Annotated in this window: 14 protein-coding genes and 2 pseudogenes; 8 read left to right on the forward strand and 8 right to left on the reverse strand. The window is 34.3% G+C overall.

The features are described from left to right. The first annotated feature begins 561 nt into the window (after positions 1-561). Positions 562-1374, forward strand: a complete 813-nt coding sequence (locus F6K54_RS29540) for a PEP-CTERM sorting domain-containing protein (RefSeq protein WP_293085782.1) — start codon at positions 562-564, stop codon at positions 1372-1374. A 521-nt stretch (positions 1375-1895) separates the two neighbouring features. Here the strand turns inward: F6K54_RS29540 and F6K54_RS29545 are convergent. The 4 genes from F6K54_RS29545 to F6K54_RS29560 all read right to left on the reverse strand — a co-directional run bounded on the left by F6K54_RS29545 (position 1896) and on the right by F6K54_RS29560 (position 4634). Beyond that, positions 1896-2555 carry an RNA-guided endonuclease TnpB family protein gene (locus tag F6K54_RS29545; protein WP_366558267.1) on the reverse strand — a complete coding sequence of 220 codons (660 nt, stop codon included), beginning with the start codon at positions 2553-2555 and terminating at the stop codon, positions 1896-1898. Between the two features lie 24 nt (positions 2556-2579). Continuing rightward, a complete protein-coding gene (locus tag F6K54_RS29550) occupies positions 2580-3056 on the reverse strand; it encodes a hypothetical protein (RefSeq protein ID WP_293085785.1) in 477 nt (158 codons plus the stop codon). 86 nt (positions 3057-3142) lie between these two features. Next, positions 3143-3703, reverse strand: coding sequence for a putative quinol monooxygenase (locus F6K54_RS29555; protein WP_293085787.1), 561 nt, complete (start codon positions 3701-3703; stop codon positions 3143-3145). Positions 3704-4121: 418 nt separating this feature from the next. Beyond that, complete coding sequence (locus F6K54_RS29560; protein ID WP_293085790.1) at positions 4122-4634, reverse strand: putative quinol monooxygenase; 513 nt, start codon at positions 4632-4634, stop codon at positions 4122-4124. 220 nt (positions 4635-4854) lie between these two features. Between F6K54_RS29560 and F6K54_RS29565 the strand changes: the two genes are divergently transcribed. Next, positions 4855-4986 (forward strand): hypothetical protein, encoded by a 132-nt coding sequence (locus F6K54_RS29565; RefSeq protein ID WP_293085793.1) that lies wholly within the window; start codon positions 4855-4857, stop codon positions 4984-4986. A gap of 17 nt (positions 4987-5003) precedes the next feature. Then, on the forward strand, positions 5004-5927 hold the full coding sequence (locus F6K54_RS29570) for an NAD(+) kinase (protein ID WP_293085796.1): 924 nt from the start codon (positions 5004-5006) through the stop codon (positions 5925-5927). Between the two features lie 30 nt (positions 5928-5957). Here the strand turns inward: F6K54_RS29570 and F6K54_RS29575 are convergent. Then, positions 5958-6266, reverse strand: a pseudogene (locus tag F6K54_RS29575) (zinc ribbon domain-containing protein); the annotation flags it as partial. Between the two features lie 233 nt (positions 6267-6499). Here F6K54_RS29575 and F6K54_RS29580 point away from each other — a divergent pair. The 5 genes from F6K54_RS29580 to F6K54_RS29600 all read left to right on the forward strand — a co-directional run bounded on the left by F6K54_RS29580 (position 6500) and on the right by F6K54_RS29600 (position 10652). Next, entirely contained in the window at positions 6500-6664 is a 165-nt protein-coding gene (locus F6K54_RS29580; RefSeq protein ID WP_293085799.1) for a hypothetical protein, read from the forward strand. Beyond that, positions 6649-7101 carry a hypothetical protein gene (locus F6K54_RS29585; protein WP_293085802.1) on the forward strand — a complete coding sequence of 151 codons (453 nt, stop codon included), beginning with the start codon at positions 6649-6651 and terminating at the stop codon, positions 7099-7101. The genes F6K54_RS29580 and F6K54_RS29585 overlap by 16 nt, the downstream gene beginning before the upstream one ends. Positions 7102-7340: 239 nt before the next feature. After that, positions 7341-8423 (forward strand): hypothetical protein, encoded by a 1083-nt coding sequence (locus tag F6K54_RS29590; protein ID WP_293085805.1) that lies wholly within the window; start codon positions 7341-7343, stop codon positions 8421-8423. A gap of 599 nt (positions 8424-9022) precedes the next feature. Continuing rightward, positions 9023-9322 carry a hypothetical protein gene (locus tag F6K54_RS29595; RefSeq protein ID WP_293085808.1) on the forward strand — a complete coding sequence of 100 codons (300 nt, stop codon included), beginning with the start codon at positions 9023-9025 and terminating at the stop codon, positions 9320-9322. A 196-nt stretch (positions 9323-9518) separates the two neighbouring features. Continuing rightward, positions 9519-10652, forward strand: coding sequence for an SGNH/GDSL hydrolase family protein (locus tag F6K54_RS29600; RefSeq protein WP_293085811.1), 1134 nt, complete (start codon positions 9519-9521; stop codon positions 10650-10652). A 182-nt stretch (positions 10653-10834) separates the two neighbouring features. Here the strand turns inward: F6K54_RS29600 and F6K54_RS29605 are convergent, their stop codons facing one another. From F6K54_RS29605 to F6K54_RS43250, 3 genes and pseudogenes are all read right to left on the reverse strand, one after another. Next, a complete protein-coding gene (locus F6K54_RS29605) occupies positions 10835-11008 on the reverse strand; it encodes a Mo-dependent nitrogenase C-terminal domain-containing protein (protein ID WP_366558268.1) in 174 nt (57 codons plus the stop codon). Continuing rightward, the gene (locus tag F6K54_RS29610) at positions 10974-11132 is read right to left on the reverse strand and encodes a hypothetical protein (protein WP_293085814.1); all 159 of its coding nucleotides are present in this window, start codon (positions 11130-11132) and stop codon (positions 10974-10976) included. The genes F6K54_RS29605 and F6K54_RS29610 overlap by 35 nt, the downstream gene beginning before the upstream one ends. Before the next feature lie 61 nt (positions 11133-11193). Then, positions 11194-11352: pseudogene (locus tag F6K54_RS43250) on the reverse strand (CP12 domain-containing protein); the annotation flags it as partial. Positions 11353-11864: the final 512 nt, after the last annotated feature.

The following is an 11864-nucleotide window of genomic DNA, read 5'->3' on the forward strand; positions in this document are numbered from 1 at the left end:
TTATTGTGGCAGAACAATCTTGGGACAATTTTTCCGACTACCTACTCTATAATTCCCATTTCTCCTGTCTCCTGTCTCCTGTCTCCTGTCTCCTCCCCCTACAAAAAGACTTTTTCAGCAAACCCTATTTATATATAGCAATGTGCGCTGGCATATTTACAAATCACAGGAGGTGTCCAATAGCTAAAAGTCTTATATTATCAGTAATTTATTCCCCCTGTTGCCTGTTGCCTGTTGCCTGCGCGCAGCGCTATAACTTTCAGGAGTTTTTATCTAGCAATTATTTTCCCATAAAATATTCCATAAGTGACAAATAAACCAGATTTAAGCAGATGATTTTGCCATAAAAGTTATAACTTATAGTTGCATCTACAGAGTCAACACAAATTTTACTACTTTAAAAATAGATGAACGTAAAGCAGGGAAAGACTTAAAGTATTATTTATCTAAACTTTATCAAAATCATCCAAATCTTTACACATCCTTTACCTATTAACCTTCTGCAGTGGTTATATTAGATCTAATGAAACAAACAACACACAGTTCAAAAGAACAAAACCAATGAAAACAACTAAATTATTAACTTCCGTATTCGCTTTAGGTTCCATTGCATTAGGTACATTAAGTCAAGCAAAAGAAGCAGCAGCAGCAAATATCGTAAATACTTGGCAAGCATCCGAAGCTGTTTCAGACGAATATCATAGTGCTAACCATAATCATGCCTTCTGGATACCTAATTTCTCAAGTGATTTTGATTTCGAGGGTGATGCTTTCTTCAATGAATATGATGATGGCACAATTAATTTAATTGGTAACATTGGCGCAGGGAATAAAAAATTTGCAGTAGATGTTTGGTTCAACTCACTAGGAAATTTACAAGAAGGACGAGCGATCGCTCCTGATCTTGCACCTAAAAAACAATTGAATCGGAATGACCCTTACAGCATCGTGGATGTTAATGATTGGAGTTATTACACCATTGATAGTAGCAAGTCTTTATTAACTGAAATAGGAGAATGGTATGGTAATAATAATTCTACAGATACATTTTTCCTAACAGACATGAGTGAGACACACAAAGGTCAAATTGGTCTTGGAGCGAATGGCAAGAATGTAAACAAAGGCTTCTCTCACTGGTTTCATATGATAAATACTGACGACAGAGAGACCTACGAAGAGTATGGTCTTAATGGAGAAGGAGAAAATCGTGTGAGACATTATTACGGTGATGTCAACATTGACCTAGTTGGGCAAGAAGAAAGAAGCGGTATTCTGAGTGAGAGTGAGAGTATTCCTGAACCTGCAACAATGAGTCTTCTAAGTCTTGGTTTATTGGGATCTGGTCTGGGTGCATTGAAGCGCAAAAATAAGTAATTGACTCTCATCTTTACCACCTAAATGATGCAAACATTAGCATCCCTTCATCCCAAAACTAGGGAATTTCCATCGCTTCTACTTCTAATCTATTATTCAATTCAGCTTCAAGTTATACAAAGTATATATCAGGGAATCTCTACCGATAAAATTAAACAATACTTCGGTTAACTACTTTTCAATATTCATAGCAGCTTACAACCTAGAATTGGATAATGATAAACATATCTTCTGAACGATTTCAGAATGATTAGGAGAATACGAAAGCAAACCAGGGAAAGTAAATAAATCAAACTACAGATAAAGATAAAATTTTGGTCTCCACTGTCATATTTGACTGGAGACCAATTTGAGTTATTGAACCTCTCAAACCACATCTGCGATTACTGTTTCAAATTCTAGAAAGATTACTATTTTTGTATTCAGCTTTGCCTAATTTTAATTACGGGAATTATCTGTATCCGTTCTTAGAAACCTACGATTATCTATATAAATCTATGATTTTCTCTAAACAATCTGTCCTATTCCTGCTTCAACCTGGCAACGTCGGCGTTATCCAGTCCACAGGCTGTCACGGACGAACTGCCCGCCATAGCTAAATTTAACGCTGCATTCAAGTCTCGATCACAACTAAAATTGCAGTGTTCACAATTGAAAACGCGCTCTGATAAAAACAGAGATTTTTTAACAGTTCCACAGTTAGAACAAGTCTTAGAGCTAGGAAACCATCTATCAACAACGATTACCTCCGAGCCGTATAACTTACATTTATACTCTAACTGTCTTCTGAACTCGTAAAAACCCATATCGGCAACAGCTTTAGCTAGCTTATGGTTAGTCATCATTCCAGATACATTCAAATCTTCTATTACTATCTGACTGTGGTTTTTAGCTAAGTAAGTAGTTAGTTTATGCAATGTATCTTTTCTGATATTAGCTATTTGGCTGTGTACTTGAGCTATCCTAAGTTGAGCCTTTTTCCAATTAGACGAATAGACGACTTTATGTCGGTTTAAATATTGCAACCGAGAGAGTTTGGCTTCTAACTTTCTATAAGACTTAGCTCCCTCAAATACTTCACCTGTTGACAATGTTGCTAAAGTTTTTACTCCTAAATCTACACCAACTACATCTACTGATTTATCAGTAATTTGGGGTATGGTTTCTACTTTGAAACTAATAAACCATCTATCAGCTTTCCTGGCTTAAGTTACAGATTTAGGAGTTACATTATCTGGCAGTATTTCATAAGTTTTAATCCATCCAATTCGGGGTAGTTTTATATGAAACACACCTACTGATATTGAACCATCTAAAGTGTTTGCGTAGCATTCCGCAGGAAAACTATCGTCTCTACCTTTCTTCTTAAATTTAGGTTGACCAGACACTTTACTAAAGCAACGCTTCCAAGCATCTGATAAATACCTCAAGGCATAGCTCGGCGCTGTTTTAGATACTTCATAATACCAATAGTTATTAGGTTTAACCATTGCTACCAAAAGTTTATGCAGGTCGATAGATGTGGGAAATTTAAGTTTACTATCAGGATTATTTGAATTGTGATTAAGAATGTTCCTAGTTAACCATAGTCCCCAATTATAGGCATGACGGGCTACAAAGCGCGTGTTTAGCCAGCAATGTTTTTTGCACTTTTGTGGGGTGTAGTTCAGTATGATGTCCAAGTAACATAAAACAGATAATCCCAGATTTTTATAGATAATACCAGATTTTAGCCAACAGTTACAAGCCCCGTTCCTTCTTAAAAAAATTAACGTCGGAATTCTGTCCGCTCAATATAATAAATTCTCAAACTAGGTTCACCTTCAACTAATTCACTAAATTGGTCTACTATACTTTTCGCATAGGGAGTTGCTAAGTGCTTATCTAGTGAGCCTCTACTTTTCCACTCTTCAAAAAATATAAATGAATTAGAATAAGTAACTTCTTCGTAAACGTTATAACTTAGATTACCAGGTTCGCTTCTGGTTTGTTTAGTAGCTTCTGTAGCTAGTTTGATAAATTCTTCTCGTTTGTCTGCTTTGACTACAAATCTTGATGATACAGCTACAGGTAATCCCATGAATTCTGTTCTTGGTTGTATGGGAGCTTGACTTAGGTTGTTATTTTTTGGTTGATTTTTTTTGTTTTCTAATATAGGTTGATTATTAATATTATTAGGCGCAGTTGTTTCTGTAACTGAGTCTAGTGTTGGTAAGAAATCATCACTACTATTTGTATTTTCTAGCTGAGATTGACAACCCATTAAAGAGCTTAATACTATGATAAAAATAATAGATTTTTTGGCTTGGTGCAAATTGAATTTTGCCATAATTTTTTGATGGTTAAACATATTACTTCCTCACTCGATCAAGAGTTTACTTTTGAAGAATTTGGCAACAGGCAGGAGAAAAGAGAAGTATCTGAAAAAGAGATAAAAAAAATTGAATTTTTATTTTCGTACTAGACAGTGCAAAGTTCTTGGAATAACTATTGCTAGCTAAGGCTTTCAGGGATCTCAAGGTTAGAAACTCTCCATTCAGAACTGTAGGTGTTGTAAGCCTTTTCCAGTAATACTTTCAGTCTTTAAAATCCAGTTATGCTGAATTAGCAATAAAAATCTATAATATAGCTTTTCTTATACTTAGGAATATCTACTTAGGAAGATCCGAAATTTATGATTTTAGGCAACAGAATTTAGGAACATACCATTCACCTCACCTGCATGAGAAATCCTATAACAATAATTTTTAAAGTTTAAAGTCTATACTTTGAAAATGTAAAACTTTGAAACTAGGTTCTTCAACAGATATTTGTCTAATCTTCTCTATCTTTATTTTATTAATATCAGTCCCTATAAATTTATTCAAAGATTTTCTGCTCTTCCATTCTTCAAAAATCAGAAAAGAATTAGGATTATTGATCTCCTCATATAAACTGTAGCTAATATTGCCAGACTCCTTTCTCACTTTGGGAATAATATCATTGATTAATTTAATAAATTCTTCTCGCTTATCAGGCATAATCACAAATCTTGAAGATGCTAAAATTGGTACTCCAGAAAAGTCTGTACCTTTCCCATCTTGTGCTATTAACTGAGCTACTAATTTATATGGTAGTTCGATTTTTTCTACTGCAATGGCTTGACTATTACCAACGGTGCTAGAAACTACTTTTTCACATCCATAAACAGAAGTGAGCAGTAACAGTACAAAAATAGATTTTCCTAATAACTTGAACCTACTATGAGACTGAAAAAACATTTGCTTAACAGTTACTGTACATAACAACAAGAGAAATTATAGCTGTTCTTCCTCAATTTGACATCAGATTAATAATTTTTCTATATTTACTTTTTGCTGTGATTCTAACAGGGGTATTTGGCTACTAATTAATCGATCAAAAATGATTATAATCAACTCACTTCGGTAATCATATTGACAAATAATAAAATAGGTTGTTTAGAGCCATACTAAATCTGATTTGAAAAATCTAGATACTCGCCGAAAAAATAAGTTTTTCATAAGTGATACAGAAATTATCCTAGTTCTAAAGGCTCTAGCTATTGCTATACAATTATTCAGTGGTACAGGAATTTTGCCAATCTCTATCTAAAATCTATAATATTAACTATGGACATTAAACGAGTAATTATTGCTCATAAGGCCAAAGATGATGTGAGTCAGCATTATGCAGAACAATGTGCTAGACAGTTGGAAGATAGAGGCTGTCAAGTGTTAATGGGGCCTAGTGGACCACAAGATAATCCATATCCAGTTTTTCTGGCCTCTAGCACTCATAAAATTGACTTAGCAGTGGTTTTAGGAGGGGATGGTAGCGCTTTAGCTGCTGCAAGACATTTAGCAGCTTTAGGTATTCCAATGTTGGCAGTTAATGTGGGAGGAAATTTGGGATTTTTGACAGAAAATTTTGAAGATTTTAAGGATACACAGAAAGTATGGGATAGGTTATTTGAAGACCGCTATGCTGTACAACTACGGATGATGTTACAGTCAGCGGTGTTTAATGGCGATCGCACTAACCTCCAACCAGCAAGCGATCACTTTTTAGCTTTGAATGAATTTTGTATTAAACCTGCTTCTGCGGACCGGATGCCCACTTCAATTTTGGAAGTAGAGATTGATGGAGAAGTAGTAGACCAATATCAAGGGGATGGACTGATTGTTGCTAGTCCTACTGGTTCAACTTGTTATACTGCTTCTGCTAATGGACCAATTATGCACGCTGGTATGGCTTCTATTTCTGTGACTCCAATTTGTCCTTTAAGTCTTTCTAGTCGTCCTATTGTGCTTCCTCCTGGTTGTATAGTTAGTGTTTGGCCTTTAGAGGATAATGATTTAACTACAAAGCTCTGGGCAGATGGAGTCCTATGTACTGCTATTTGGCCTGGACAACGAGTCGATGTACGAATAGCAGATTGTCAGGCTAAGTTTATTATTTTGCGGGAAAATTATTCATTTTTCCAGACTCTTAGAGAAAAACTACAATGGGCTGGCGCTAGAATTAAGTACAATAATGAGCATCGTAGTAAGTAGGTTGGTATTGACATACTCCCGACGTTGCCCTTACGGGACAACGCGGGATTCTGAGCGCCAGGGAAACCCTGACCGCTGTTTTAACAGAGGTGATGTCCTCCCCCTGTGTTGATAACAATCCAACCCACCCCCATCCCCTCCCGGGAGGGGAGCTAGAGGGGTGGGTGAGTTATAGTCTCTATCTAGTTCTTGAGCACATCTAGGGCAAGAATGCCAGCGCTCTGACAAGCTCTTAGACACTCTGTTTAGACACTCCCAACAATGTTGAGATGTACCTTTTGGGTATACTTTGATGATTCTCTTGCCAAGTTTCCAGCTTACATACTTTAGAACATCAAGAAATTGATAGTGGCTGCTAGCTCAAAAAATTCAGAAATAAGTTTCTGGGAACGTCTTTTAAGATGTCACAGCTCTAAAAGACTGACTCAGATGTTGCCCTGCACTAGAATCTCTGATTCAGTGTCGGGAGTCTGTCATTTTTGTTATCAGTTATCAGTACCTCATTATTGAAGTAGTAGGCTTGATACCTGATTTTCTGGTCACGAAGAATAAATTCAAATCAGGAGAACATCATGTATATAGTACAAGAAATAGTTGGTATGGATTGTGAACCAATAACCTTGTGTCGTCAAACAGAGGGCGAACCGAGCGAGAGGGCTTGTAACTGTTGGTTAAAATCTGGTTTTATCTATAAAAATCTGGGATTATCTGTTTATGCTACTTGGACATCATACTGAGTTACACCCCACAAAAGTGCAAAAAACATTGCTGGCTAAACACGCGCTTTGTAGCCCGTCATGCCTATAATTGGCGACTATGGTTAACTAGGAACATTCTCGATCACAATTCAAATAATCCTGATAGTAAACTGAAATTTCCTACCGCAATCGACCTGCATAAACTTTTGGTGGCAATGGTTAAACCGAATAACTATTGGTATTATGAAGTCTCTAAAACAGCGCCTCAATATGCTTTGAGGTATTTATCAAATGCTTGGAAACGAAGATTCAGCAAAGTGTCTGATCAACCTAAATTCAAGAAAAAAGGTAGAGACGATAGTTTTCCTGGGGAATGCTACGCAAACACTCTAGATGGCTCAATCTCAGTAGGTCTTAATCAAATTAAATTACCCCGAATTGGATGGGTGAAAAATGCATTAAATATTACCAGATAATATCAATTCCAAGTCTGTAATCATTAGTAGAAAAGCTAATCGTTGGTTTGTCAGCTTTAAAGTAGATAGAGTTTCTCAAAACACTGAAAAATCAGTAGATGTAGTAAGAGTGCACAGTTTTAGCTGTGTCAGTCCAGTAGGCAAAATTATTTGTGTATCTACTACTCAAGTATATTTTCTATTTCCTGTTTCCTAATTCCAATAATTTAATTTTTTCCAAACTAAAATAGGACTGCTATATGAGATTTATTCAGAGCAGAAAAATTATCAAAGTTAGTTTAATTAATCTGCTTTTATTAGTAGTTACATTGAGTTTAATTGAAGGTTTATCTAGCATTCTTTTACTGTTTTATCAAATCAGTAAAGTTCAACCAATTAGTGAAATACGCCACACTAAATACGATGAATTATTAGGATGGGTGAATATTCCTAATGCTGATATTCCAAATATGTATGGTCAGGGGATATATTTTCGGACAAATTCTCAATCATTCAGAAATAATGAAGACTTTACTATTAATATTCCCCCTAATAAAGTTAGGGTAATTTGTTCTGGGGATTCTTTCACAATGGGATGGGGTGTTAGTAATGACCAAACATGGTGTCAACTATTAACATTAACCAATCAACGTTTACAAAGCATTAATATGGGTCAAGGGGGATATGGTGTTGACCAGGCTTATTTATGGTACAAACGTGATGGTACTAAGTTTGACCATAATATTCAGATATTTGCTTTTATTACTGATGATTTTGTACGGATGCAGCGGGCAAGGTCTTTGGGTTATGGGAAACCATTATTGTCTTTAGAAAATGGGGAGTTAGTTAATGATAATTTTCCTGTGCCTAGAGGTTCTTTTTTAGTTCCAAAAATCACAGAAGGTAGTAAATATTTCCAGGAGTTAAGATTTTTAGGTTTATGGCAAACATTGTTTCCTAGAAAAATGGAAACTGACAATAAATATGTTGTTCAAACTCCTGCCATAGCTATCAAATTTTTTGAAGAATTGGCGAAAATTAATCAAGAGAAAAATAGTAAGTTAGTGGTTGTTTATTTGCCTATATCTTCTGACTATTATCTGAATGAATCTAATTTTTGGCGACAATATCTACAGGCTGAATTAGAAAAACGAAACATAATTTATATTGATTTAATTACTGAATTTAGAAAGAGAATGCCAAATGAACAAGTACAAACAGCTTTCTTGGGCGGTAATGGGCATTATTCTGTATCTGGTAATGAATTTATTGCTAATGTTTTGTATGAAAAGTTGTTATCTTTGCCAGAAGTTGCAGTTATTTTACAAGGGGATAGGGAATAGGATACAGAACAATTAATTAGGGCTTGCTGATTAAATATCAAAGCATTTACTGATATTGATTTTAGCCTTTTTAGGTCTTGAAAAAGTGCAAGGTTTTTGGCTATTGTAGCCTCAAAATGCTAATACTTTTCCCCTGACGATGCCGAAAATTTGGCCGTAGCAGATAGTCTAAACTATTCCCTGTTCCCTGTTCCCTGTTCCCTGTTCCCTGTTCCCTATCATCACCATCAGACTTTTTCAGCAAACCCTAATTAATTGATAATGGATAATTGATAATTACCTCTGGTTAAAACCGCTACGGAATTGAATATAAGGAAATATTATAGTCATTCCAGTTAAGATTGGGACAAAGGTTTCTTACCTTGAAAGAGTTTCAGCTAAATAAAGTGTTCCATTCTTATTCAGAATGACTATATTTCTTATCTTGCAGGAAATGCTTACCCTTTTAAGACAATTAATGAGGTGCTTTTTTATTTCCAAAAATTAGAGAAGGCAGCAGATATATTCAAGAGTTAAGATTTTTAGGTCTATGGCAAACATTTTTTCCTAGAAAGTTAGAAACTGATAATCAATATGTTGCTCAAACTCCTGCTATAGCCATGAAAATATTTGAGGAGTTGGCAGAAATAAATAGAGATAAAAATAGTACTTTGGTGGTGATTTATTTACCTACTCGTTTTGACTATTATGGAAATGAATCTGATTTTTGGCGACAATATCTACAGGTTAAATTAGAGAAGCACAATATAATTTATCTTGATTTAATTGCTGAATTTAGAAAGATAATACCTAATGAAAAAGTAGAAACAGTATTCTTGGAAGGTGATGGGCATTATTCTGTATTTGGCAATGAATTTTTTGCTAATCTTTTGTATGAAAATTTATTATCTATGTCATAAGTTGCAGTTATTTTACAAGGGAATAGGGAATATAATACAGAATTAGATATAGCAATAAGGAATCAAATGTGAGAATTTTACTATTCCTGAAAAGTCTAAGATATAGCGCTTCTTATCTCGATCAGATACAGTTTTTTCTATCTATAAAATCTGTTATACTATCAACAAAAATTGCTGCATTGGATAAGTCAATATTATGAAAAAAGAATACCCATCATTATGGAAATCTAATTTATTAATTTCTGTTTTATCTCTAATTACAACTATATTAGTTTTAGAAATAATGCTCAGAACATACGATCAGCTAAAAGGACGTGGATTTTTTTCCAATCATCGTAATTTAATATCTCAAAGAATCAAACAAGTACAACCTTTTAGAACTTTTGGATTTAAACTTTATAGAAATAAGAAGGAAGTAAAATACATATCCTCTACTCATAGAGAATTGTTTCCGATAAAAAAACCAAATGGTACATTCCGTATAGTTGTTTTTGGTGGTTCCACTACATATAATGGATTCTCATTTAAAAAGACAAAAACCCATTATCCTCTTATTCTACAGTCAGAATTACGAGAATTTTTTGGCACAAAAGCAATTGAAGTAATAAATGTTGGTTATCCAGCTTACGCGACTCCCCATTCCTTAATATTATTTCAACTGGATGTGCTTTCATGGGCTCCAGATATGATTATAGTTAGTCATAATGTCAATGATTTACTAGCAGCATACTGGCCTAACTTCACTTTCGACTATTCCAACAAATATAGCGATGATTTCTATTCTATTCCCTATAAATCTACCTTGACATTTTCTAATCTACTATTTCAGCATTCACAACTTTACTGGTTTGTTGGCGATCGAATTAATAGGGTGATTAATAGTAGAGAATTACAGAGAAAGTCATACGGAACTAAGCCACCACAGTTAGCAATTGAAGTATTTCAAAGGAATTTACGGTCTTTTGTGGCACTGGCAAAAGCAAATAAAATAAAAGTGTTGTTTGGTAATCAAGCACTTCAGCCAACCGAAGAATATTTTCTCCTTCATATGTTAGATAAACCTTATAATTCAACAATTATATATCCTCTTCATAATGAATTTGTGGCTCATCATAGAGCTTTTAATGAAGCAATTAGGCAAGTAGCTGAAGAAACTGATGTATTGTTCATAGATAATGAATCTAAATTGGGAGATAACAAAGAATATTTTATTGATTTCGTTCATTACACTCCAAAAGGAGTTACTGTATTAGCAAATAATTACGCAACATTCTTAATAGACAAAAATCTTATACAATTACCACCAAAAGCACTAAATAATCGTAAATAATAATACCAAATAGTCTATCATATACAGCAATTCGCACATTGGTTGTGACAATTTTTATAATAGTTAATTTGAGCTAAAAACCTTGAAAATTATTACTCCTGACTCCTGACTCCTAACTGCCACCAAAATATTACAACCTAAATAGGATTGCTATATCTGTTGCCTACTATGCAGAATTATATTTAACAATAAGGAGTAACATCTTCTAAACAAACATCAGCTAAGAAAGTTAGGGCGCGAAAACGTAAAGTCATTAGTTCATAGTAAAAAGGATTTATTTTACATAGAGGTGGAATATGCAAAACTGTACGACCAAAGAATTTAATGTCTCTGGCAAAGGGGCATTGAGTCGGAATTAATTGACATAATTTTCTGGCAAATTATAGGATTATTAATATCTATATTTTCTATAAAATTACGGCCAGGTTGTAGCAAAAAATCGATGGGGTTTTGGGGGTAATTATTAGTAGTAGTTTGCATTTTTTTATTCCTATTATTTTGAATTGATTGTAATGATGATATATAGTTGAAACTAAGAGAATTATGATGAGTAAATGCTGCACTCAATAGCATGAGGATTTTGTCTACAGTAATCATTAAACATAGAAGCTATTTGATGTTTATGCTGATTAGCTATGCTGCCTAAAAATTCTTCATATATTTGCCAAGCAATTGGAGATTTAGCACTGTCTATATCTTGTAAATTCGTGGCTGAATATGTCTGTGTAAAGGGTGCATCTCATAGCAAGCAAAAATACTTTTCTCCTATATATTCCCTGTTCCCTGTTCCCTGTTCCCTGTTCCCTAAAAGCGATAAATTTTTGGCTTTATTCACGCATTGAGATGCACCCTGTGTAAATGTTGTTATCGTTAACTTTTCTGAACTGCTACTAAACATATCTTTTGCTCTGCTTTACTTCATACTTTTAATATATACATAATCAAAATAGATAACAAGAGAGTTTTTATATAAAAAATATTTATCAATTATAGGCAGAGCTTATCTTCTCAACCAAATGTCTTTAAATGAAGAGTTAATAGTCTGAAGAGAGAGAATATTTGATAATGTAGTTGCGCGATCGCTGTATAGAACCCATTTGAGATCTATATAATTATGGTAGTCAAGTCTTTTCGCGCATCAATGAGTGAGGAAAAATCATCTGAAGGAGTTGAATTTTTTGTATTATCTCTGCCCACATCTTCCCTCTTCCC

Source organism: Okeania sp. SIO3B5 (assembly GCF_010692555.1).
Lineage (GTDB): Bacteria > Cyanobacteriota > Cyanobacteriia > Cyanobacteriales > Microcoleaceae > Okeania.

What these genes read in the sequence shown, in the direction of transcription:
- F6K54_RS29610 (WP_293085814.1), bottom strand. Translation starts at nt 11,132, where the DNA reads ATGCAAACTACTACTAATAATTACCCCCAAAACCCCATCGATTTTTTG.
- F6K54_RS29600 (WP_293085811.1), top strand. Translation starts at nt 9,519, where the DNA reads ATGAAAAAAGAATACCCATCATTATGGAAATCTAATTTATTAATTTCT.
- F6K54_RS29595 (WP_293085808.1), top strand. Translation starts at nt 9,023, where the DNA reads ATGAAAATATTTGAGGAGTTGGCAGAAATAAATAGAGATAAAAATAGT.
- F6K54_RS29570 (WP_293085796.1), top strand. Translation starts at nt 5,004, where the DNA reads ATGGACATTAAACGAGTAATTATTGCTCATAAGGCCAAAGATGATGTG.
- F6K54_RS29540 (WP_293085782.1), top strand. Translation starts at nt 562, where the DNA reads ATGAAAACAACTAAATTATTAACTTCCGTATTCGCTTTAGGTTCCATT.
- F6K54_RS29560 (WP_293085790.1), bottom strand. Translation starts at nt 4,634, where the DNA reads ATGTTTTTTCAGTCTCATAGTAGGTTCAAGTTATTAGGAAAATCTATT.
- F6K54_RS29590 (WP_293085805.1), top strand. Translation starts at nt 7,341, where the DNA reads ATGAGATTTATTCAGAGCAGAAAAATTATCAAAGTTAGTTTAATTAAT.
- F6K54_RS29555 (WP_293085787.1), bottom strand. Translation starts at nt 3,703, where the DNA reads ATGGCAAAATTCAATTTGCACCAAGCCAAAAAATCTATTATTTTTATC.
- F6K54_RS29580 (WP_293085799.1), top strand. Translation starts at nt 6,500, where the DNA reads ATGTATATAGTACAAGAAATAGTTGGTATGGATTGTGAACCAATAACC.